The 21,294-nt window shown below is 60.5% G+C and carries 16 protein-coding genes; 4 read left to right on the top strand and 12 right to left on the bottom strand.

Going from position 1 to position 21,294, the window contains the following annotated elements:
• Window positions 1-61: 61 nt before the first annotated feature.
• Window positions 62-3,091: a protein translocase subunit SecDF gene (secDF, locus tag NQ492_RS13565; RefSeq protein WP_149887559.1), complete on the bottom strand. Its 3,030-nt coding sequence runs from the start codon at window positions 3,089-3,091 to the stop codon at window positions 62-64.
• A gap of 147 nt (window positions 3,092-3,238) precedes the next feature.
• Here secDF and NQ492_RS13560 point away from each other — a divergent pair, with 147 nt between their 5' ends.
• Window positions 3,239-4,117 carry a DMT family transporter gene (locus tag NQ492_RS13560; RefSeq protein ID WP_015545883.1) on the top strand — a complete coding sequence of 293 codons (879 nt, stop codon included), beginning with the start codon at window positions 3,239-3,241 and terminating at the stop codon, window positions 4,115-4,117.
• Here NQ492_RS13560 and NQ492_RS13555 read toward each other — a convergent pair.
• From NQ492_RS13555 to ruvA, 7 genes are all read right to left on the bottom strand, one after another.
• The gene (locus tag NQ492_RS13555; RefSeq protein WP_015545882.1) at window positions 4,114-4,434 is read right to left on the bottom strand and encodes a DMT family transporter; all 321 of its coding nucleotides are present in this window, start codon (window positions 4,432-4,434) and stop codon (window positions 4,114-4,116) included. The genes NQ492_RS13560 and NQ492_RS13555 overlap by 4 nt on opposite strands.
• Window positions 4,435-4,558: 124 nt before the next feature.
• Window positions 4,559-6,481, bottom strand: a complete 1,923-nt coding sequence (gene dnaK / locus NQ492_RS13550; protein ID WP_118406514.1) for a molecular chaperone DnaK — start codon at window positions 6,479-6,481, stop codon at window positions 4,559-4,561.
• 1,323 nt (window positions 6,482-7,804) lie between these two features.
• On the bottom strand, window positions 7,805-8,044 hold the full coding sequence (locus NQ492_RS13545) for a hypothetical protein (RefSeq protein WP_015545881.1): 240 nt from the start codon (window positions 8,042-8,044) through the stop codon (window positions 7,805-7,807).
• A gap of 203 nt (window positions 8,045-8,247) precedes the next feature.
• The gene (locus NQ492_RS13540; protein ID WP_015545880.1) at window positions 8,248-9,825 is read right to left on the bottom strand and encodes an FKBP-type peptidyl-prolyl cis-trans isomerase; all 1,578 of its coding nucleotides are present in this window, start codon (window positions 9,823-9,825) and stop codon (window positions 8,248-8,250) included.
• 36 nt (window positions 9,826-9,861) lie between these two features.
• Complete coding sequence (locus NQ492_RS13535) at window positions 9,862-10,464, bottom strand: hypothetical protein (RefSeq protein WP_044054647.1); 603 nt, start codon at window positions 10,462-10,464, stop codon at window positions 9,862-9,864.
• 108 nt (window positions 10,465-10,572) lie between these two features.
• Window positions 10,573-10,722, bottom strand: a complete 150-nt coding sequence (locus NQ492_RS13530) for a hypothetical protein (RefSeq protein ID WP_022061217.1) — start codon at window positions 10,720-10,722, stop codon at window positions 10,573-10,575.
• 147 nt (window positions 10,723-10,869) lie between these two features.
• Entirely contained in the window at window positions 10,870-11,451 is a 582-nt protein-coding gene (gene ruvA, locus NQ492_RS13525; protein ID WP_015545878.1) for a Holliday junction branch migration protein RuvA, read from the bottom strand.
• 99 nt (window positions 11,452-11,550) lie between these two features.
• On the opposite strand from ruvA, the gene NQ492_RS13520 reads away from it, so the two are divergent.
• The 3 genes from NQ492_RS13520 (at window position 11,551) to NQ492_RS13510 (ending at window position 13,762) form a co-directional block, all read left to right on the top strand.
• Entirely contained in the window at window positions 11,551-12,138 is a 588-nt protein-coding gene (locus NQ492_RS13520) for an OmpH/Skp family outer membrane protein (RefSeq protein ID WP_015545877.1), read from the top strand.
• Between the two features lie 195 nt (window positions 12,139-12,333).
• Window positions 12,334-13,134 (top strand): diadenylate cyclase CdaA, encoded by an 801-nt coding sequence (gene cdaA / locus NQ492_RS13515; RefSeq protein ID WP_015545876.1) that lies wholly within the window; start codon window positions 12,334-12,336, stop codon window positions 13,132-13,134.
• Window positions 13,135-13,228: 94 nt separating this feature from the next.
• A complete protein-coding gene (locus NQ492_RS13510) occupies window positions 13,229-13,762 on the top strand; it encodes a GNAT family N-acetyltransferase (RefSeq protein WP_022061215.1) in 534 nt (177 codons plus the stop codon).
• 52 nt (window positions 13,763-13,814) lie between these two features.
• On the opposite strand, the gene NQ492_RS13505 is transcribed toward NQ492_RS13510, so the two are convergent.
• The 4 genes from NQ492_RS13505 to NQ492_RS13490 form a co-directional block, all read right to left on the bottom strand.
• The gene (locus NQ492_RS13505) at window positions 13,815-16,049 is read right to left on the bottom strand and encodes a glycoside hydrolase family 3 C-terminal domain-containing protein (protein WP_259872926.1); all 2,235 of its coding nucleotides are present in this window, start codon (window positions 16,047-16,049) and stop codon (window positions 13,815-13,817) included.
• 78 nt (window positions 16,050-16,127) lie between these two features.
• Complete coding sequence (locus NQ492_RS13500; RefSeq protein WP_015545873.1) at window positions 16,128-18,191, bottom strand: DUF5125 domain-containing protein; 2,064 nt, start codon at window positions 18,189-18,191, stop codon at window positions 16,128-16,130.
• A 19-nt stretch (window positions 18,192-18,210) separates the two neighbouring features.
• The gene (locus NQ492_RS13495) at window positions 18,211-19,725 is read right to left on the bottom strand and encodes a glycoside hydrolase family 30 protein (RefSeq protein WP_015545872.1); all 1,515 of its coding nucleotides are present in this window, start codon (window positions 19,723-19,725) and stop codon (window positions 18,211-18,213) included.
• Between the two features lie 21 nt (window positions 19,726-19,746).
• Window positions 19,747-21,294 carry a RagB/SusD family nutrient uptake outer membrane protein gene (locus tag NQ492_RS13490; protein ID WP_259872925.1) on the bottom strand — a complete coding sequence of 516 codons (1,548 nt, stop codon included), beginning with the start codon at window positions 21,292-21,294 and terminating at the stop codon, window positions 19,747-19,749.

The raw sequence follows: 21,294 nt of genomic DNA, 5'->3' as shown, positions 1-21,294 counted from the left end.
TTGAAAAAACGGACCGCACCTCTCGGTGCGGTCCGTTTTTGTCGGATCGGGAGTCTATCCATTACTTCTCCACGTCGGTCTTGGCGCGCTTCGTCATCAGATCGTAAGCGATCGGCGTCGCGAGGAAGATCGTGGCGGCCGTACCTACGACCACGCCGATGATCAGCGCGAAGATGAAGCCGCGGATCGTCTCGCCGCCGAAGAAGAAGATGGCCAGCAGCGTCACGAGCGTCGTGCCCGAGGTGTTGATCGTACGCGACAGCGTCGAGTTGATGGCGTTGTTCACGGTCTCCTTCAGGTTTCGCTTCGGGTAGAGACCCAGGTACTCGCGGATTCGGTCGAAGACGACCACCGTGTCGTTGATGGCATAGCCGATGATCGTCAGGATCGCGGCGATGAACGCCTGGTTGACCTCGAGGTTGAAGGGCAGCAGACCGTAGAACATCGAGAAGATGCCGATGATCAGCAGGGCGTTGAAGGCCAGGGCCGCCGTGGCGCCCGAAGCCCACTGCCAGCGCTTGAAGCGGAACGTAATATAGAGACCGATGGCGATGAGCGAGAAGAGCACCGAATAGATGGCGTTCCACGTCATGTCCTTGGCGATCGAGGGACCGATCTTGTCGGCCGTCAGGATACCGTTGGCGTCGGTCTGCGTATTGCGGAACTGCTCGAAGGTGATGTCATACGAGTAGAGCGGTTTCAGAGCGTCGTAGATGATCTGCTCGACCTCCGAGGTAGCCTCGTCCGACGTGTCGTCGTAGCGATACTGGGTCACGATGCGCATCTGGTTCTCCTTGCCGTACTGCTTCACCTCGGAACTGATCGACGAAGCGTCGGCATCGGCGAACTGCGAGAAAGCCTTCTCCACATTCTGACGAACCTCTTCGGCCGAAACGGGCTTGTCGAAACGGATCACGTAAGCGCGGCCGCCCGTGAACTCGGCGCCGAGGTTCAGACCGCGGGCGAAGAACGAAACGCACGACAGAACCATCAGGGCAACGGCGATGCCGTAAGCCAGTTTGCGCTTGGCGATGAAGTCGACGCGCGTGTTATTGAGGAAGTTCTCCGACCAGCGGCGCGAGAAGGTGATGTGACCCCATTTGCCGACGATCCACTCGATCAGCAGGCGCGTGATGAAGATGGCGCAGAAGAACGAGGTGATGATACCGATGATCAGCGTCGTGGCGAAGCCCTGAACCGGACCGTTGCCGAAGATGAACAGCACGATACCCGTGATGATCGTCGTCAGGTTACCGTCGATGATGGCCGAATAGGCCTTCGAGAAACCGTCCTTGATGGCCAGCGAAAGACCCTTGCCGCCGCGAAGCTCCTCCTTGATACGTTCGTAGATGATCACGTTCGCATCGACGGCCATACCCATCGTCAGCACGATACCCGCGATACCTGGAAGGGTCAGCACGGCGCCGAACGACACCAAAACGCCCATCAGCAGGAAGACGTTCGTGAGCAGCGCGACGTCGGACATCCAGCCCGCCGTCTTGTAGAACAGACCCATGTAGAGCAGCACGAGGATGAAGGCGATCACGAACGAGATCATACCGGCGTTGATCGACTCCTGGCCCAGCGAAGGACCTACGACCGTATCCTGGATGATCTTGGCCGGAGCGGGAACCTTACCCGAATTGAGCACGTTGGCCAGGTCCTTGGCCTCCTGGATGGTGAAATCGCCAGTGATCTGCGACTGTCCCTTGTCGATCTTCGAGTTGACGCGGGGAGCCGAATAGACGTAGCCGTCGAGAACGATGGCGATGCACTTGCCGATATTTTCGCCCGTCATGCGCGACCACTCCTGCGTACCTTCGGCGTTCATGGTCATCGAAACCTCGGCCGTGGCGCCGCGCTGGGCGTACTGCTCGGTGGCTTCCGTAACGACCGAACCGTCGAGCGGTGCCTTGCCGTCGGGCGTCGAAACCTTGATGGCGTAGAGGTAGAAACGACCGTCGATCTTGTCGTCGCCCTTGACGCCCCACTTGAACATGATGTCGGCGGGGAACAGCTCGCGGACGGCCGGCTGGGCGAGGTACTCGTTGACGGCTGCCATGTCGGCCTTGTAAGCGGCTCCGATGGAGGCGCCGCCTGCGAAGCGGGGATTGAGGACTGCAAAGAGCGGGTTCTGCGAGTGGTCGAAGTTGCCTTCCTGAACGGCGGTCTCGGCCGTGGCGGTCGAATCGGCGGCGCCGACCTCGGCGATCAGGCCCTCGGCCTCGGCGGCGGGAGTCCCGGCGGCAGCGGCAGCCTCGGCGGCAGCGGTCTCGGGCGCAGCGGCGGGAGCCTGCGCCAGTTCGGCCTTGATGAGCTTGTCGGCAGCGGAAAGCGCGGGGAAGATCTCATTGGCGTCGTAGGTGGTCCAGAACTCCAGCGAAGCGGTTCCCTGCAACAGGTCGCGGACGCGCTGCGGCTCCTTCACGCCCGGAAGCTCGACCAGAATGCGGTGCGAGTTCGGGAGGCGCAGGATGTTGGGCTGCGTAACGCCGAAGTGGTCGATACGGCTGCGCAGCACGTTGAACGATGCGCCGATGGCAGCCTCGGTCTCCTTCTTGAGGATCTTCTCGACGTCGGCGTCCGAGCTTTCGAGCGTGATGTCCTTGCGGTCGGGGCTTACGAAAAGCTCGGCGATGGGACGGCCGTTCGAAAGGCGCGAATACGCCTTCACGAAGTCGGAGATATAGTCGGTCGAAGAGCCTTGCTTCATCGCCTCGTTGGCCACGCCGATCGCCTCGATGAAGGCCGGGTCGTTCTGGCTGTCGCCGGCCAAAGCCTTCACGACATCCTCGACCTGCACCTCCAGCATGACGTTCATACCGCCCTTGAGGTCCAGGCCCAGGTTCAGCTCCTTCTCCTTACACTCCTTGTAGGTGAACTTGCGGAAGCCCAGGTTGTAAACCGGCAGGTTCTGCACCGAATCGAGGTAATGCTGTTCGGCCTCGCCCTGCTGGTCGAGGGGGAACTGCGCGGCATAAGCGGCCGCCTGCTTCTCTACGCCACGCGTCTTGAACGTAAACGAGAGCTGATAAACACACGCGAGAGCCAGCAGGACCGCAATGAGTTTAATAAAACCTTTACTTTGCATTTGAGTGAAAAATAGTTATTGTTATTTGTTGTAATTATTGTCATTACGCACAATAGCACGCAAAGATAGAAAAATAAAGTGAAAAGTGAAAGGTGAAAGGTGAAAAGTAGTGCGCCGGCGCAAAAAAATCCGTATTTTTGGAGCCGTATGATAAAATACACGGAATACAAATACCACCTCGCGGCGTTGTTCACGGTGACCGTATGGGGCGCGACGTTCGTTTCGACGAAGGTCCTGATCGCCAACTCGCTGACTCCGGCGGAAATTTTCCTGCTCCGGTTCGCTATGGCATACGTCTGCATCCTGCCCTTCGCCCGCGGGCGCATGTGGGCCGCGAACCTGCGCGACGAACTGCTGCTGGCGGCCGCGGGGCTGAGCGGAGGGTCGCTCTATTTCCTTACCGAAAACATGGCTCTGGAGTACGCCCCGGCCTCGAACGTTTCGCTGATCGTCTGCACGGCGCCCGTGTGGACCGCCGTGGTGATGAGCCTCTTCTATCGCGGCGAGCGGATGTCGCGGCGGCAGATCGCAGGCTCGGCGCTGGCATTCGCGGGGATGGTGCTCGTGGTGCTCAACGGGCATTTCGTGCTCCGCCTCTCGCCGCGGGGCGACATGCTGGCGCTCTCGGCGGCGATGCTATGGATGGTTTATTCGCTGGTGATCAAACGCCTCGGAGGCCGCTACCCCGCTATCTTCATCACCCGGAAAGTCTTTTTCTACGGACTCGTGACGATCCTCCCGGTCTTTGCGTTCCGGCCTTTCGGCGCGGACTGGGAGGTGCTGTCGCGGCCCGTCGTATGGGGCAACCTGCTCTTTCTGGGCGTCGTGGCCTCGATGCTCTGCTACGTGCTCTGGAACGCCGCGATGCACCGTCTGGGAGCCGTCAGGACAACCAACTACATCTATTTCAACCCGCTGGTGACGATCGTCGCGGCGACGCTCTGCATCGGCGAGCGGATCACCCTCGCCGCTTTGGCCGGAGCGGCGCTGATCCTCTACGGGATGTGGCGGGCGGAGCGGGCCTAATGCACCATCTTCAGGCCGACGATGCCGACGAAGACCAGCGACAGGAAGAACATCCGCCAGAAGGTCACGGCGTCGTGGAAGAAAACGATGCCGAGGACCACGGTTCCCACGCCCCCGATACCGGTCCAGATCATGTAGGCCGTACCCATCGGGATCGTCCTCTGGGCCACGTAGAGCAGCCAGCCACTCACGCCCATAGACACGACCGAAAGGGCCAGAAAAAGAAAATGGTAACGCGGGCAGAGGTTCGCAAGTTTGAACCCCAGCGGCCACCCCATCTCGAAAAGTCCTGCCAGAATCAGATACAGCCAAGCCATCGGAAACGATTTTTACGGACGAAGATAGCAAATTTTACATCCCGGGCAAAATAAAGAGCGCGACTCCCGCAGGAATCGCGCCCTTTCGCGTCGAATTAATTCTTAATTTTTAATTGGCGAAGCCCTACTTCACCTCTTCGAACTCCACATCCTCGGGCTGCCCGTCGCCGCCGCCCTGCTGGCCGCCGGCGTTCGACTGCGACTGCTGGCCGGCATCGGCTCCGGGCTGTGCGCCCTGCTGTGCCTGCTGCTGCGCGTAGATGTCCTGCGAAGCGGCCTGCCATGCGGCGTTAAGCTCGGCCATCGCCGTGTCGATGGCGGCCACGTCGGCGTTCTTGTGCGCCTCCTTCAGCTTGCCGAGCGCCGTCTCGATGGCGGCCTTCTTGTCGGCGGGAAGTTTCTCGCCGTACTCCTTGAGCTGCTTCTCGGTGGTGAAGATGTTCGAGTCGGCGGCGTTGATCTTGTCGATGCGCTCCTTCTCGGCCTTGTCCTTCTCCTCGTTGGCCTTGGCCTCGTCGCGCATGCGCTGGATCTCCTGCTCGGTAAGACCCGAGGAGGCCTCGATGCGGATCTTCTGCTCCTTGCCCGTGCCCTTGTCCTTGGCCGAAACGTTCAGGATGCCGTTGGCGTCGATGTCGAACGTAACCTCGATCTGCGGAACGCCGCGCGGTGCGGCGGGAATGCCGTCGAGGTGGAAGCGGCCGATCGACTTGTTGTCGCGGGCCAGCGGACGCTCGCCCTGGCAGACGTTGATCTCCACCGAAGGCTGGTTGTCGGCAGCCGTCGAGAAGGTCTCCGACTTGCGCGTCGGGATCGTCGTGTTGGCGTCGATGAGTTTGGTCATCACACCGCCCAGGGTCTCGATACCCAGCGACAGCGGCGTAACGTCGAGCAGCAGCACGTCCTTCACCTCGCCCGTGAGCACACCGCCCTGAATGGCGGCGCCGATGGCCACGACCTCGTCGGGGTTGACCGAACGGTTCGGGGTCTTGCCGAAGAACTCCTCGACGATCTTCTGGATCGCGGGAATACGCGTCGAACCGCCCACGAGGATCACCTCGCTGATCTGCGAGGCGTCCAGACCCGCGTCACGAAGCGCCAGCTTGCAAGGCTCGATGGTCTTGCGGATCAGGTGGTCGCACAACTGCTCGAACTTGGCGCGCGTGAGCGTCATCACCAGGTGCTGCGGAATGCCGTTGACAGGCATGATATACGGCAGGTTGATCTCCGTGGTGGTCGAGGACGACAGTTCGATCTTCGCCTTCTCGGCGGCCTCCTTCAGACGCTGCAAGGCCATCGGGTCCTGACGCAGGTCGATCTGGTGCTCGGCCTTGAACGACTCGGCCATGTAGTCGATCAGCACGTGGTCGAAGTCATCGCCTCCGAGGTGCGTATCGCCGTTGGTGGACTTCACCTCGAAGACGCCGTCGCCCAGTTCGAGGATCGAAATATCGAACGTTCCGCCGCCCAGGTCGTACACGGCGATCTTCTGGTCGCTGGACTTCTTGTCGAGACCGTAGGCCAATGCGGCGGCCGTCGGCTCGTTGATGATGCGGCGGACCTTCAGACCGGCGATCTCGCCCGCCTCCTTCGTAGCCTGACGCTGCGAGTCGGAGAAGTAGGCCGGCACCGTGATCACGGCCTCCGAAACCTCCTGGCCCAGGTAATCCTCGGCCGTCTTCTTCATCTTCTGGAGGATGATGGCCGAAATCTCCTGCGGGGTGTACTGACGTCCGTCGATGTCCACGCGCGGGGTGTTGTTGTCGCCCTTGACGATGGCATAGGGAGCGCGCGCGATGTCGGCCGAAACCTTGTCGTAGGTCTCACCCATGAAACGCTTGATCGAGAAGACCGTGCGCTTGGGGTTGGTGATCGCCTGACGCTTCGCGGGGTCGCCGACCTTACGCTCGCCGTCGGCCGTGAAAGCCACGACCGAAGGGGTCGTGCGGTGTCCCTCGGAGTTGGGGATTACAACAGGCTCGTTGCCCTCCATCACTGCCACGCAGGAGTTCGTGGTTCCTAAATCAATACCGATAATCTTTGCCATAATAGTAATATGTTTTAATTGTTTATTTTTCGGTTTCGTATCCGCCGGTCCGGGCTTTTTCCGACTCCGGCCGCCGGTTACGCCCTCGAACCGAACAAAGGTCGTGCCGATCGGCAATCCCTGCCAAATTGTCAGCCCGATGGCAGAAAAATGCCGTGCAACGTCATGGCGCACGGCATTTTGTCACCCGCCTGAAAAGCGGTTTTCGAGGGGCGCGGCGCACTCGGGGGTGTTCGCAGTCCGGCGACTTGCGTTTTTTGCCGCTTTCTGATCGGCAACTAACCGCGACTTTCGCCCGCGGGGTTCTATGTACTTTTTGACCGCAAAAAGTACCAAAAACTCCCCGGCAGATGCCTCCGCCTACTTCGTCCCGTCTAACGTTCGAAACGGGCGCCTATTCGCGGGTTTGCAAGCAAACCGGCCCCGTTTCTTACCACTTTTAGCCGGGCCTTCGTTTCACAGCTTCGGCATCGGGCCGGGATCGTTCGCCGCGAAACGCGGCGGGAGGGATGCGTCCGGGACAAGCAGAAAGCACAGAAGCCTACGATCGCCCCTGGAAGCGGGTTTCAACCGCCGCATTATCGCTTGGAGCGGAAGAAGAACAACCGACAGCCCGCGTGCCCGGAGCGGGAGGCTGTAAAGGCCTGATCTTACTGCGCCCGCTCAACGCGGGCCGGAGGTTGTTCCCGCGAAAAGCGACATGCGGATGGTTTTGGTACTTTTGCCATCAAAAGTACAGAGAAAGCCGCGACGATGTCGCGGGTGTTTTGTACCTTTTTTCCGCAAAAAGGTACCCAAAAACTCCCCGGCAGATGCCTCCGCCTACTTCGTCCCGGCTAACGTTCGAAACGGGCGCCTATTCGCGGGTTTGCAAGCAAACCGGCCCCGTTTCTTGCCACTTTTAGCCGGGACTTCGTTTCACGGCTACGGCATCGGGCCGGAATCGTTCGCCGCGGAACGCGGCGAGAGGGATGCGTCCGGGACAAGCAGAAAGCACAGAAGCCTACGATCGCCCCCAAGGGGGGGGGCTGAGGCGAACGAAACGGCAGCAAAAGACCCGCAGGTTGCCGGGCTGCAAACACCCCGCGCCGCTCAAACCCCGCCGCTCAAGCGGACGCTCCCAAGGGCTGGGGCGAACGAAAAGACTAAAAGGACCCGCCGTCGCCGGACTGCGAAGATCTTTGCCACCAAAAGGCAGCGATACCTCGCGGGCGAGGACCGCGGAATGTTTCATGTACTCTCGGTGACAAAAGCACAAACAAAAAGGCCTGCAAAACGCAGGCCCTTCTTCCGGCGGATGCCGGACAAATCGCTATAACTCCGTTACTGCTCGCTCAAGATGCGCATTGCAACATCGAGAATCGTCGTATCGTCCAACGTAACGACACCCCCGTCCGGTCCCGGTTCGAAGTGCACGCCGACGCACTCCTTCGATTCGTGCTTGCCGCCAAAGTAATTGCGGACAGTGTCTACGTCGATTCCTAACTCATCTGCAATGCGCTGCGAGCTGCCGCTGGGCAACCGGTCCTTGATACGGCGCAACTCGTTAAATGTGATAATCATATCCGTTGAATTTTTGGTTGATGGTTCTACACAACTAAATTAATACAATTTTACGGAACTGCAAAATTTCTGCCTGAAAAAGTGTAATAAAAATGCAACGCGAAAGAAAAGAAGCGAAAGTCCCCTGTTCCAAAACAAAAGCCCCCGCCGAAGCGGGGACTTTTCAGATTTCACGGTGCATTCCACACCGCCGGAAAAGCGGATCATTTGCCGTCAGGCTCGATGTAGATCTGGAAAATCAGCGGCGAGAAGGACGGAATGTCGGTATAGACCTTGGTCGTGGTCGTCGTCTCGCCCGAATCGTAATTGCCGCCGTAGCCCCCGTAATAACCGCCGTAATAGCCGTAGTTGCCCAGACCGCCGTAGCCGTAGTAATCGTTGTAATAACCGCCGTAATAGCCGTTATTGCCGTAATACATCTGCGAATAGTTCAGGTAGTTCAGGTAATCGTAATAGCTCGACGTGTAGCCGTTCGAGGAGGTCGACGTACTCGAACCGCCGCTCTTGCCCGTCGTGCCGTAGGCATTGGTCGACGTGGTGACCAGCGTCGCCCACTGCCCGTATTTCAGATGCGGGACGATGTAATAGAACGCGGTTATCAGATCGGGATTCTGCACGTCGTACGAGTGCGCCGAACCGGTTTTGCGCACCTCGCCGTAGATGATCTGCTTCACCTCGTCGATGTTCGTGTCGAAGATGAACCCGTCGAGGAAACGGCCGATATACCAGATCTTGGCCGTGCCTTCCATGCCGACCGAATCGGCATCGAGGTCCGCAACGCCCTTGTAGGCTTCGTAGTCATCGCCCTCGCCGTGGAAACGCTTCACGAGCGCCTCGGCGATCTTCTTCTCCAGATCGGAGCCGTTGTAGGGTTCGAACCCGACGTTATACGGCTCGTTGCGTTCGCTGCCGACGGGAAACGAGAAGGTGAACCTGTCGCCGGCAAGTTCCTTGGCCGGGTCGTAGCGCACGTCGACATAGAGCTGCGCCACGGTATCGCAGGCGCTCACCCACCGCTCGGCACGGTTGTAGGGATGTTTCGCATCCTCGGGATCGGTCGGGCGTTTCTCCGAATCGTCCTCGCCGTCCTTGGTGAACATCACCATTCCGCCGTTGGCCTCGCAGAAGGCGTCCACCAAGGAGCCTTCGGCCTCCAGCGGGTTCTTCACCGTATCGCAGATCTCCATATCGACGATGAGCGGACGCTTGGCGCTCAAGTCGAACTGCCCCTCGTAGCCGCCGTCGCCCTCCACGCCGTTGCCGACGATGCGCGAGGGAAGGTAGAGCCGCACCCTGGAGCCTTCGCGCAGCAGGAACTCGGGATCGACTCCCTTGCCGGCGGCATAGTCCGGATCGAGGTGCAGCGTATTGCGCATGGCCAGGAAAGTGCCCTCCATCAGGCTCGTATTCTCCGTGCCGCAGTAGCGGTAGAAGGGAACGTAGTGGGTGTATTTGGTGAACGTGCCGAGCTGGCGGGCTTCATTGGCACGGCGCGTAAGCACGATGTTGCCGCTCAAATCGCGGCCCGAGAAGTCGAACTTCACCCAGCAGGCAGTGTCGTTCACCGGCTTGGCGTCGGGATTCCCGGCAGCGAGGATTTCGACGTAATAGCCGCCTTCGGGCTGGTAATTTTTCAGCAGCTCCCGGCGGTTCTGCGTCATCCACGCCTCAAGGGCCTGGTTCTCGAATTTGTCATACGACTCGGTCTGCTCCTTGGCGCAGGATGTCAGCAGCATGATGCCGGCTGCCGAGAGGTAGAGAAAACGGGTGATCAACTTCATATCTTGTTATACAATTCTATAAATTCGGTGTTCTGTCTATTCGTCGTACTCCACGCTTTCGACCGTGAAAAACCAGGCGACGGGGCTTTCTCTCGGAATCGTGCTCACATATTTGTCCCCGTAAGCCATATTGTAGGTCATGTAGGCTTCGACGATGTCGCCTTCGCGACAACCAAGTAACGCATGCCGCAGCCCGTTTAGTATGTCGCCGCGCATATCGAGCGTCAGCGGTTCGAACGACCACGCTCCGGGCGTCAGCCCCATGTCCTCGTAGGCCTGCTGCAAGGCGGGATCGTTCGAGTAGAACGGAAAGGTCGAATCGGTGATGTTCGAGAAGGCGAAGACGTAGGCCCGGAAGGTGATGGTCGCTTTCGCGGCGGCGGTGACCTCCGGAAGCTCGCTCCGCCCGTCCCGGTAGAAATTGTCGATATACCGGTAAACCGTGCTGCCCGACATGGTGTAGAACCGCTGCTGGCTCCCGGTCTCGACCTGCGACTCCGGGATCAGCGCCGGGGAGTGCGTCCTCTCAAGATACGAGACGATCTTCTGGCGCTGTTCGGGAAGGATGTCCTCCTCCTCCGAGCAACCGCAGAACAGCAGGGGCAGGGCGAAAATCAATGTGGCGAATATTCGTTTCATCGGCATATAATCGTGCAAATTTACAAAAACAATCCGATTTACGAACAAGAAACGTAAAAAATCGCCCGCTTTGCATGCGGGCGTACTTGAAAAGATCAGAAAAACCGGCTATCCCTTTTTCCGGTAATAGTCCTTGTGCGGGTCCTTGAGACGCTGCAACCTGCGCTGCTTCCACACGATAACGATGGCTGTCAGCACAATAGCCGCGACAAAGAAGCCGAACAGAATCAAAATGAATCCAAGCGGAATGTCTTCCATGAGAGGCGAATTAAAAATGAGGCGTTTTGTTAGGCGACGCAAAAATAGATCCAAAACAAAATGCCGGGAGACTTTCAGACCTATTTTCCAAAAGTTTACGGTTTCCGACCACACATGCGGCATATCCGCACTTCCGGAATGGCGGATTCAGAGTTTTTTCAACGCCATTCGGATCAGCTCCTCGACCGGAGCCGCGGGAGATTCGCGCAGAACGCCCCGCAGAACCTTCTCGGCCGGGGCGCGGGCAAAGCCCAGCATGGACAGCGCCGCAAGGGCCTCGTCGAAGCTCCCGCCCGCCCCGGGCTGCGCCCCTCCGTCGTCGGCGCCCGGCGCCATGAGCTTGCCGCTCAACTCGACGATGATCTTCTGCGCCGTCTTGAGGCCCAGCCCCTTGACGTTTTTCAGCAGCACGGCGTTGCCCGCCGTGATGATTCCCTGCAACTCGCGCGGCGAATAAGTCGAAAGGATCATACGCGCCGTGTTGCCGCCCACGCCCGAAACGCTGATCAGCAGGCGGAACAACTCGCGCTCGGCCTTGGTCGAGAAGCCGTAGAGCAGCTGCGCATCCTCGCGCACGACGTAATGGACGTAGAGCCGGGTCTCGGTCTCGTGTTCGATCGCGGAGTAGGTTTCGAGCGAAATATGGAGGTAGTAGCCCACCCCGCCGACGTCGATAACTGCGTAAGCGGGAGCCACTTCGGCGACTGTGCCCTTGATGTATTCGTACATGTGTTTCAAATTTTGCTGCGGGTTGGGCAAAAGTAAAGATTTTTTTTTACCTTTGTGTCTCAAATGCTGAATAATTAACTAAACAAACCAAAAAACGATATGAAAAAAACTCTCTTTCCGGCGCTGGCTGCGGCTCTCGTCCTCGCGGCCTGCGGCACGAAGACCACCGGGCAGGCCGAAGTTGCGGCCGAGGCGGCGGCGCAGCAGGTTGTTTCGAGCGACATCGCATACGTTCAGGTCGAAGCCGTGCTGGCCCAGTGCGACCTCTACAAGAACGAAGGCGTAGCGCTTCAGGAGAAGACCGAGAAGGCGCAGAAGAGCTGGGCGCAGCGCGAACAGAACCTCCAGGCCGAAGCCGCCCAGTTGCAGCAGAAGTACGAAAAGGGACTGATCACCTCGCGCGACGCGCAGGCACAGCAGGAGAGCATCCAGAAGAAGGTGGCCTCCTACCAGAGCAACGCCCAGAAGGAGGCCCAGACGCTCGACGAGGAGAACTACGTGTTCACCAACCGCGCCCAGGACCTGCTGCACCGCGCCGTGCAGGAGATCAACAGCGGCAAGAAGTACAAACTGATCCTCAACGCCTCGGCGCTGATCGACGCGGACACGACGCTCAACATCACCCCCGCCGTGCTGGCGAAGGTCAACGAGCTGTATGCCGCCGACAAAAAGGCCGAGAAGAAGTAGCCCCGCCCGCGAAAAACAAAAAAACCGGCTTCCCCGCACGGCGGAAGTCGGTATTTTTTATATCTTGGGCGTCGTAACGACACTGTCGGAAAGTCGCGGCGTTTTGCCGAATCGCATGCGGTCCGGTTTTGCAGCGGCCCAACTTTTTCGTATCTTTGTGCGATAACTGAAACCTGATAAATTTTCTGATACACGATGGGATTCGTTCCGTTCACATTCGTCGACCTGATAGACATCATTCTGGTGGCCGTGATCATGTACTGGATTTACCGCATGACCAAGGGAACCAATGCGCCGTACATTCTCTCGGGAATCATTGCCGTCTACCTGCTGTGGGTGGTCGTCCGGGCGCTGAACATGGAGCTGCTGTCGACGATCCTCGGACAGCTGATCTCGGTGGGAGCCATCGCGCTGATCATCGTCTTCCAGCCCGAACTGCGGCGCTTCCTGCAGATGATCGGCATGCGCCAGAAACATTTCAACTTCATCACCCGCATCTTCTCGACGGGCGAGGACACCGTGCAGACCAACGTCGTGCCGATCGTCACGGCCTGCCGCGAGATGTCCGAGACGAAGACCGGGGCGCTCATCGTCATCGGTCAGCAGAGCGACCTGCGGCTGATCGCCGAAGGCGGCATCGCCCTCGACGCCAAGGTGTCGACGTCGCTGATCAAGAACATCTTCTTCAAGAACGCCCCGCTGCACGACGGCGCGGCGCTGATCGAGGGCGACCGGATCGTGGCGGCCAAGTGCATCCTCCCGGTGACGCAGAGCGACGTGCCCAAGTCGTTCGGCACGCGGCACCGCGCGGCGATCGGCATGAGCGAGATTTCGGACGCCATCATCGTCGTCGTCTCGGAGGAGACGGGCGACATCTCGATCGCACAGGGCGGCGAAATCCGCCTGAACATCGACCCCGTGCGGTTGCAGCAGACCCTGCAACGCTACCTGACGATCAACACGCGCAAACGCTCGAAAAAGGAGGTCGCCGAATAAGCGGCACCGGATTCAGGGGCGGCAGAAGGTTTCCGGACCGGCCATTCCGTTCCGCGCTTCCGCAACACTCCCCGAACACCCAAAACAAGCAAGTATGCTTTACCCGTCCCGAACGGCCCGCCTCGCACTGCGCGCATGGCGGGAGGAAGACCAGCCGGCTTTCGCCGCCATGAACGCCGACGAGCGGGTCATGGAGTATTTCCCCGCGACGCTCACCGCCGAAGAGTCGGCCGACCTGCTCGACCGCATCCGCGACGAGTTTTCGACCGAAGGATTCGGTCCGTATGCCGTCGAACGTCTTTCGGACGGAGAGCTGCTGGGATTCACCGGACTGCACCGCGTGACGTTCTCCGGCGGGCTGGAGGGCCAGGTCGAGATACTCTGGCGGCTGCGGCACGACGCCTGGGGCCAGGGTTACGCCACCGAGGCGGCCCGGGCATGCATCGCACACGCCGCGAAACTCGGCATTCCGGAACTGGTCGCCTTCACGTTCGTCGGAAACGGGCGTTCCCGGCGCGTGATGCAGAAGCTCGGCATGACGTGCGTCGGAGAGTTCGACCACCCCGCCCTGCCCGAGGGGCATCCCCTGCGCAGGCACGCCCTCTATCGCATCCGGACCGAACAATGAAAAAGTCCGCGACCTGTCAGAGGTCGCGGACTTCTCCTTTCCGGCTGCGGAATCATTTCAACTCGAATTCCACCGTGCCGCGAATATCGTCCGACGCGGCGCCCACATAGGCCGTGAACGCGCCCGGCTCGGCCACCCACGCACCCTTTGCGTCGTCGTAGTAGTGCAACATCCCGGGGGTGATCTCGAAAGTCACGGTCCGCGTCTGCCCGGGATTCAGCGAAACTTTCTGAAAACCTTTCAGCTCCTTCACGGGACGCGGCAGCGACGACTGCTCGTCGCCGATGTAAAGCTGCACGACCTCGGCGCCCGCACGGTCGCCCGTGTTGGTCACGTCGGCCGAAATACGGATGCTGCCGTTCGGGGCGAGCGTCGTACGGTCGGCCTTCACGTTGCCGACGGCGAAGGCGGTGTAGCTCAACCCGTGGCCGAAGGCGAACAGCGGCTTGAGCTGCTCCTTGTCGTGCCAGCGGTAACCGACGAAGATGCTCTCGTTATACTTCACCTTGTCCGCGCCCGGGTATTCGCCCAGCGCATGCGCGCCGTTGTCCTCCAGCCGCACGGGGAACGTGAAGGGCAGCTTGCCCGAAGGGTTCACCGCACCGAACACCACGTCGGCAAGCGCATTGCCCGCCTCGGAACCCGAGAACCACGCCTCCAGCACCGCCGGAACACGGTCGATCCACGGCATCGCCACGGCGTTGCCCGAGACGATCACCACCGCCAGATTGGGATTGGCTTCGGCCAGCGCCCCGATCACTTTGTCCTGCGCATACGGCAGGCCGTATTGCAGGCGGTCGTCGCCTTCGCAGTCCTGGTGGTTGCTCTTGTTCAGCCCCCCGACGAAGATCACCGCGTCGGCCTTGCGGGCCGCGGCCGCGGCATCGGCGATCAGCTGCGCCTCGGAACGGCTCTCGCTCAAATCCTGCCCGGTCTTCACCCCGTTGTAGTCGCCCGTCACATCGCCGACGTAGCCGCGTTCGTAGATCACCTCGGCTTTGCCGGCCGCAGCGGCGCGGATGCCTTCGAGCGGCGTATATTCGTGCCGCACCTTGAGCGACGAGGAGCCGCCGCCCACGGTCATCATCTTGATCGCATTCTCGCCCACGACGGCGATGGTTTTCGCACGCCCGAGGTCGATGGGCAGCACCCCGCCCTCGTTTTTCAGCAGCACCATGCCCTCGCCGGCGATACGGCGTGCAGCGGCCAGATGTTCGGGCGAATTGAGCGACCCGAACGGTTTGCGGGTGTTCATCGCCGTGCGGAAAATCAGCCGCAGCACCCGGCGCGCCTTGTCGTCGAGCGTCGCCGTCGAAGCCTCGCCCTTGCGGAGCATATCGAGGTAGGGGGCGGCGAGGTAATAGTTGTCGTAGGCGTTGCTGGCACCCCAGCTCAAACCGTCGGTCCACGAACCGAACTCCATGTCGAGACCGTTCTCGGCGGCCTGCTTCGTGTCGTGCGTGCCGCCCCAGTCGGAGACGACCACGCCGTCGAAGGCCCAGTCGCGTTTCAGAATGTCGTTCAGCAGGTAGCGGTTGTGGCAGCAATGTTCTCCCTTGTATTTATTGTAGGCGCCCATGACGGCCCATGCGCCGCCCTCCTGAACGGCGGCTTTAAACGCCGGGAGGTAGATCTCGTTCAACGCACGGTCGTCGACCTCGACGTCGATGCCGTGACGGTGGGCCTCCTGATTATTGAGTGCGAAATGTTTCACGCAGGCGGCAACGCCGTTCTTCTGCACCTCCTCGATGTAGGGAACGACCATCCGCGAAGAGAGGTAGGGGTCCTCGCCCATGTACTCGAAATTGCGGCCGTTGAGCGGCGTGCGGTAGATGTTCACGCCGGGTCCCAGCAGGATGTCCTTCTCGCGGTAGCGCGCCTCCTCGCCGATGGATTTGCCATACAGCGCCGACATTTCGGGATTCCACGTCGCGGCAAGGCACGTCAGCGCCGGGAAAGCCGTGCAGGAGTCGTTCGTCCAGCCGGCCTGATCCCATTCGTCCCACAGGACCTCGGGGCGGATGCCGTGAGGGCCGTCGGTGCACCACACCTCGGGAATGCCCAGGCGCGGAACGCCCGCCGACGAGAATTTCGACTGCGCATGCAGGATGGCGACCTTCTCTTCGAGGGTCATGCGCGAAAGGGCGTCTTCGACCCGCTTTTCGATCGGCTGCGACTCGTCGAGGTAGACGGCGACGCTGCCCTGCGGCCCCGGCCCGCCTCCGCAGGCGACCGCCGCCAGGGCGCACAGCCCGGCGAGACTCTTCAACAGAATTTTATTTTTCATGTCTGGAATGGATTAGTGCATATTCACAAACGGAGTGCACAGTCGAGAGGCCGCGCACTCCGTTTGCAAAATTAACGATTATTTCTTAACCAGCGACAAAACGGGGTTGTCTTTTCCCGCCGTCACGTCGAGTGTCAGACGATAGGTCGCGCCCTCCTCAAGGGTGACTCCCGAGGCGATCTCGATGTTGCCGTCCCCGGCGATCGAGAAGAACGCCTCGGCGCCCGGCGCCAGCGTGAAGGCTCCCAGACCGTCCCAGCCGCGGTTCCGGAAGAACTTGCCGCTCCAGCCGCTCACGCGGAAACGCTGTCCGAGGGTCGTGCTGCCTTCCAGACCCGCCTGGGCCGTCATCGTGTAGATGCCGGGAGCGGATTCGGGCACGCAGACGCCCTTTTCGGTGGTCCAGCCCGGTTCGTTCACGGCCGCGGGCGAACCGATGCCGTAGCCGATGAAATAGACCGCCCCGTGACCGTCGTCGCTCAACGTGGCAAGCCCCGAGCCGTCGGCGTTGAGCACCAGCGCATCAATCACCCGGGTCGCCAGATTGGCCGTGATGCGGTATTTGCCCGTGACGGGGACCAGCTTGACGCTCGTCGCGGAGGCCGCCTCGAAGAAGTCGGGATTGATCCACGCCGGCGTGAAGGCGTCGGCGCCGCCCAGCGTCAGCGTCTGGCCCTGCGTCAGGTCGAGGTCCAGCTGGTAGTTGTCCACGTCGAGCTGGGCCATCGGCGTTCCGTTGACGGTGATGTCGGCGGGCGGAAGCTCCTGCTCGCCCACTTTCTCGACGGTCAGCACCGCGGCCATCGTGCCGCCTGAAACGTCGATCGTGAAGCGGTAGATACCGCCCAAGTCGAGCGTCTTACCCTCGGCAAGCCCCAAGTTGCCACCGTCGGAAATCTCGATCAAATCGCTGGTAGTGGTCAGGACCCCGTAGGGATTGGCAAACGAGGCATCCGTCTTACCCAGGAATTCGCCCTTGTCCCAGTCCTTCGGCCAGAAGAACTTGAAGTCGAAGTTCGAAGCGTTGATCGAAACGCCGGCCACCAGCGAGATCTGGAATTTCTTGTCCGCAACGCGAGCCAGACACAAGCCCGTGGAGCCCATATCCCAACCGTCGCCGTTCTTGATGACGGGTTTGCCGATACCGGCTCCGACCGTCCAGATCGCATTGCCCGAACCGTCGGCGGCGAGCGACGCATACTCCGTGGCCGACTTCATGGCCTCGATACGCAGGTAGCTGTGTTTGAAATTGGCCGTCACCTTGTACATGCCCGACATCGGCAGGAAGGTCAGGGCCTCGGGATTCGAAGCGTCGGCCCGTTCGAAGAAGTCGCGGTCGATGTCCCAGTCGGCGAAATCGGAAACGCCCGTCAGCGTGTAGGTCTGATTCTGCGTCAGCGTGGTGACGATGCTGTAATTGTCGTTGTCGACCATCGTCATCTCCGTCTCGCCGAAGAGCAGTTTGATGAAAGGAGAACCCTCGAAGGTCAGCAGGTTGAAGGTGATCGTGAACTCTCCGGCATTCGAATTGGCGAAGGGAATGGCGTCGGTGGAATCGGAGACGATGCCGCCGGCCCCGGAGTCGTAGCCGAAGGTCACCACCGAGCCAGCGGCGTCGAGTTCGGGCGTCGCGATGTAGCCCTGCGGCTTCTGCGGGAACTCGTCCGTCACGGCGTATTCGTAGTCGTTGCCCGTAGGCTCCATGCGGTACTCCGCGTCATCGAGGAAGAACGTCAGGTAGGCGGGCTTGGGACGCGATACGGCGAGCGGCCGGTCGACGGTCGTCGTTCCGAAGCGCACGTTCTGCCCCACGAAGCGCAGCGTGGCCTCGCCGTCGGGAATGTTCTTGTAAAAGGGAAGCGTCACAGCCCCCGTGTAGGTTCCGTCGCTTTTGGTGCGGATCACCTCCTCGGCGACCATCTCGTCGTCGAAGAATACCTGCGCCTTGAGCGTCGAGAGCGCATAGCGGTCGGTCATCGTCACCTCGAAGTCGACCTTGCCGCCGTAGACGCCCGACGCATCGGCCGAAACGACGGTCATCTCGGGACCGACGTCGGTGGTGAGCAGTTCGGGATCGTCCTTGCACGCCGTCGTCGAGGCAGCGACGAGCAGCGACAGTGCGATGTATTTCAGCGTTTTCATGTTCTGCGAATTTTAAAGGTTAGTTTTCGGCTCCGGCGCCCCAGCGGAACGAGGCGATCGACTTGGCCGGGATGGTGTATTTGAACGAACGGTCGGCGTTTTCATACACGGCGACGGTCTGTTCGCCGGCGCTCCTGTTGAGCGCCACGAAGGCTTTCGATCCGTCGGGATTCCGGAAGGCCAGGTAGGTCAGCCCCGACGCCGTGTAACCCGACGCGCCGATGCGCACGGCACCCGGCCGGATGACCTTGGCGCACTGGGCCAGGTCGTAATAGTGGCTGTTGTACTTGAGCGTCTTGTAATCCGACGAACTGATCTCGATGGCCCCGTAGCAGGTCGTACAGCCTCCGGGACGGTTCGGAGCGCCCTTGTCGTCGAGCATCAGGTTCCACAGCAGAACCCCTTTGCCGTAGCGGCTCAGCGTCCCCAGGAAGATCGACTCGAAGTCGTCGATCACGCAGCTCTCGAAATTGTAGTTCCACGTGCCGATCGAAGCCTCGGTGAAGTAGATCGTCTTGTCGGGCGCGGCGGCGCGGATGTTGTCCAGCTCGCTCACGCTGCCCCCGTAGTTGTGCCAGGCCGAGCCATCGACCCACTGCGCAGCATCGGCGTCGGCGTAGATGTTGAGCGGGTAGTTCTGCTGGCCGGCGACGTTATCGTAGTTGTAGTTGTGGTCGTAGCAGAGGATCTTGGTGTCGATGCCCGCCTTGCGGAATGCCGGGCCGAGTTTCTTGACGAAGGCCAGCTGGTCCTCCCACGGCATGTAGAGCGACATCGAATTGCCCTTGTTCAGCGGCTCGTTCTGCATCGTGATGGCGTAGATCGGGAATCCGTTCTCCTCCATCTCGGTCACCCACTGCACGAAATACTCGGCGTAATCGTCGTAATAGGCGGGATTGAGACGCCCGCCGGTCCACGAATCGTAGGGTTTCGAGGGGTCGGCGACCGTGCCCTTCATCCATTTGGGGCACGACCACGGCGAACCCATGATCCTGATTTCGGGATTGATCTCCAGAATCTCTTTCAGCACCGGAAAGATGCCATCCTTCTCCACGGCGGGAATGGCGAAGAATTCGATGCCCTCCCGGTCGCAGCAGGTGTATTCGTCCATCGAGAAGTCCGAGCCGCCGATATGCACGCGGATAAAGCTGAAACCGGCTCCGGTCTCGGGGTCGAAGCACTTCCGGAGGATCGCCGTGCGGTCGGCCTGCGACATTTGCAGCAGGTTGTAGCACGTGGCGCCGGTGATGGCCGGGCCGAAACCGTCGACGGTCTGGTAGGTCGTCGAGGGGTCGATCGTGACCCGGTAGGGCGACATCGAGACCTTCGAGTAGTCGAGTCCCTCCTCCGTGAACAGGCGGTTGCCGTCGGCCGAGGTGACGTAGGCGAGAACATCGCCCGTCACGGGCGAGGGATCGGGGCCAGGACCGGGAGCCGGCGTGTCGCCATCGTTCCCGCTGGAACAGCATACGGCTCCGGCGAGCAGCAGCGGGCAGGTCAGCAGGCGCAGGTTGTTATTGATCGTAAATTTCATGGCAGAATCGCAATTTTAAGGTTAATAGCCCAGGTTTTGTTCGATGTTGGTGTTATCCTCCAGCACTGAAGTCGGCACCGGCATCAGCACGCGGTTGTCGTTCATCGCGCGGCGGGTCTGGAAGTAGGAGTCGTAGGACGCCGAGCCTTTGATGTTGACGCCGTCGCAGATTTCGAACAGTTTCGAATAGTCGTCGCCGTAACGCATCAGGTCGAACCAGCGGAAGCCCTCCATGGCCAGTTCCAGACGGCGTTCGTGGAGCACGGCTTCGCGCATCAGGTCGGCCGACGCGCGCTGCGCCGCAGTCAGCTTGCCAATGCCGGCGCGGCCGCGGATCTCGTCCACGATGTCGGCGGCGCCTCCCGGATCGTCCGTATTGGCCAGCGCTTCGGCATGCAGGAGCCGGATCTCGGCCAGACGCATCAGGTAAACCGGGGTCACGTTGGTCGGGAACTTGTGCATGAAAGCGTATTCGTCGCTCGGATAGTGGTACGACCAACCGCATTCGTCGTAGACGACCGACGCATTCTTGCGCTCGGTGTCGCCCTCGGCGTCGTAAGCCTTCGTCAGGTTACGCGACGGCGTGCACCACTTGGCCCACGAGAAACTGTCGCCCGGGACATAGGCGTTGCGGTGGAACATCATCCACATCCACGAACCCGAGGTCTGGCTGGTCCACTGCACCTCGAAAATCGACTCGCGGGTGTTCATCGCAGCCATGCCCGTATCGCCGGTGGTGTAGGCCCACAGGTCGCCGTACTTGTCGCAAAGGCTGTACCCCATCCCTTCGACCGCTTCGCAGGCCGAGACGACCTTCGACCAGTCGCGGAACTCGCGCATGGAGTAGAAACGGGCCATCAGGCCGTAGGCGAAGCCCTTGGTGATGCGGAACTTGTTCGAAGCGTCCATGTCGGGGGCGTATTTGCAGGCATACTCCTCGATGTCCTTGACGATCTGCTCGCCGACGGTCTGCTTCGACACGCGGGCCGGGAAATAGAGCGGATAGACCTCCTCGACGTTCCCGGCGTTGATGGCGGGCGGGATTTCGGTCAGCATCGGGATTTCTCCGAAAAGCTGCATCATGTTCATCCAGATATAGGCGCGCCAGCAGAGCGCTTCGGAGAGCCACTCCTGGTACTCCTTGTCGGTGAGCGACGGATCGTTCTCCTTCACCAGATCGATGTTGCAGATGACCTGGTTGGCATAGTCCACGGCGTTCATCGAGTAGTTCCACAGGTTCGAGGCGAATTCGTTGTCGCTGTCGATGTGGTTCGACTCGACGCTGACGACCTTCGTCTCGGCCATGTTGCCGCCGTAGGCATTGTCGGCGCGCGCCTCGGCGAGCGTGGTCAGCTGATACCAGTAGGTCTGGAGATCGCCCTTCATGTAGTTGTACATGGCCGTAAGCTGGCCTTCGAGCAGTTCGCGGGTGTTGATGGCCGTCTCGCTGTCGCCCGTGCCGGAGGTGTTGTTCTCGGCATACATCGTCTCGGGGAATTTCTCAAGGCTGCACGACGTGGTGGCAACCCCCAGCGAGAGACCCGCGGCAATTAATAATATCTTTTTCAT

Source organism: Alistipes shahii WAL 8301, from assembly GCF_025145845.1.
Classification (GTDB): domain Bacteria; phylum Bacteroidota; class Bacteroidia; order Bacteroidales; family Rikenellaceae; genus Alistipes; species Alistipes shahii.
Note: the sequence above shows the minus strand (reverse complement) of the source record. Positions and strands in the feature narration are given on the sequence as shown.

What these genes read in the sequence shown, in the direction of transcription:
- secDF (WP_149887559.1), bottom strand. Translation starts at nt 3,091, where the DNA reads ATGCAAAGTAAAGGTTTTATTAAACTCATTGCGGTCCTGCTGGCTCTC.
- NQ492_RS13560 (WP_015545883.1), top strand. Translation starts at nt 3,239, where the DNA reads ATGATAAAATACACGGAATACAAATACCACCTCGCGGCGTTGTTCACG.
- NQ492_RS13555 (WP_015545882.1), bottom strand. Translation starts at nt 4,434, where the DNA reads ATGGCTTGGCTGTATCTGATTCTGGCAGGACTTTTCGAGATGGGGTGG.
- dnaK (WP_118406514.1), bottom strand. Translation starts at nt 6,481, where the DNA reads ATGGCAAAGATTATCGGTATTGATTTAGGAACCACGAACTCCTGCGTG.
- NQ492_RS13545 (WP_015545881.1), bottom strand. Translation starts at nt 8,044, where the DNA reads ATGATTATCACATTTAACGAGTTGCGCCGTATCAAGGACCGGTTGCCC.
- NQ492_RS13540 (WP_015545880.1), bottom strand. Translation starts at nt 9,825, where the DNA reads ATGAAGTTGATCACCCGTTTTCTCTACCTCTCGGCAGCCGGCATCATG.
- NQ492_RS13535 (WP_044054647.1), bottom strand. Translation starts at nt 10,464, where the DNA reads ATGAAACGAATATTCGCCACATTGATTTTCGCCCTGCCCCTGCTGTTC.
- NQ492_RS13530 (WP_022061217.1), bottom strand. Translation starts at nt 10,722, where the DNA reads ATGGAAGACATTCCGCTTGGATTCATTTTGATTCTGTTCGGCTTCTTT.
- ruvA (WP_015545878.1), bottom strand. Translation starts at nt 11,451, where the DNA reads ATGTACGAATACATCAAGGGCACAGTCGCCGAAGTGGCTCCCGCTTAC.
- NQ492_RS13520 (WP_015545877.1), top strand. Translation starts at nt 11,551, where the DNA reads ATGAAAAAAACTCTCTTTCCGGCGCTGGCTGCGGCTCTCGTCCTCGCG.
- cdaA (WP_015545876.1), top strand. Translation starts at nt 12,334, where the DNA reads ATGGGATTCGTTCCGTTCACATTCGTCGACCTGATAGACATCATTCTG.
- NQ492_RS13510 (WP_022061215.1), top strand. Translation starts at nt 13,229, where the DNA reads ATGCTTTACCCGTCCCGAACGGCCCGCCTCGCACTGCGCGCATGGCGG.
- NQ492_RS13505 (WP_259872926.1), bottom strand. Translation starts at nt 16,049, where the DNA reads ATGAAAAATAAAATTCTGTTGAAGAGTCTCGCCGGGCTGTGCGCCCTG.
- NQ492_RS13500 (WP_015545873.1), bottom strand. Translation starts at nt 18,191, where the DNA reads ATGAAAACGCTGAAATACATCGCACTGTCGCTGCTCGTCGCTGCCTCG.
- NQ492_RS13495 (WP_015545872.1), bottom strand. Translation starts at nt 19,725, where the DNA reads ATGAAATTTACGATCAATAACAACCTGCGCCTGCTGACCTGCCCGCTG.
- NQ492_RS13490 (WP_259872925.1), bottom strand. Translation starts at nt 21,294, where the DNA reads ATGAAAAAGATATTATTAATTGCCGCGGGTCTCTCGCTGGGGGTTGCC.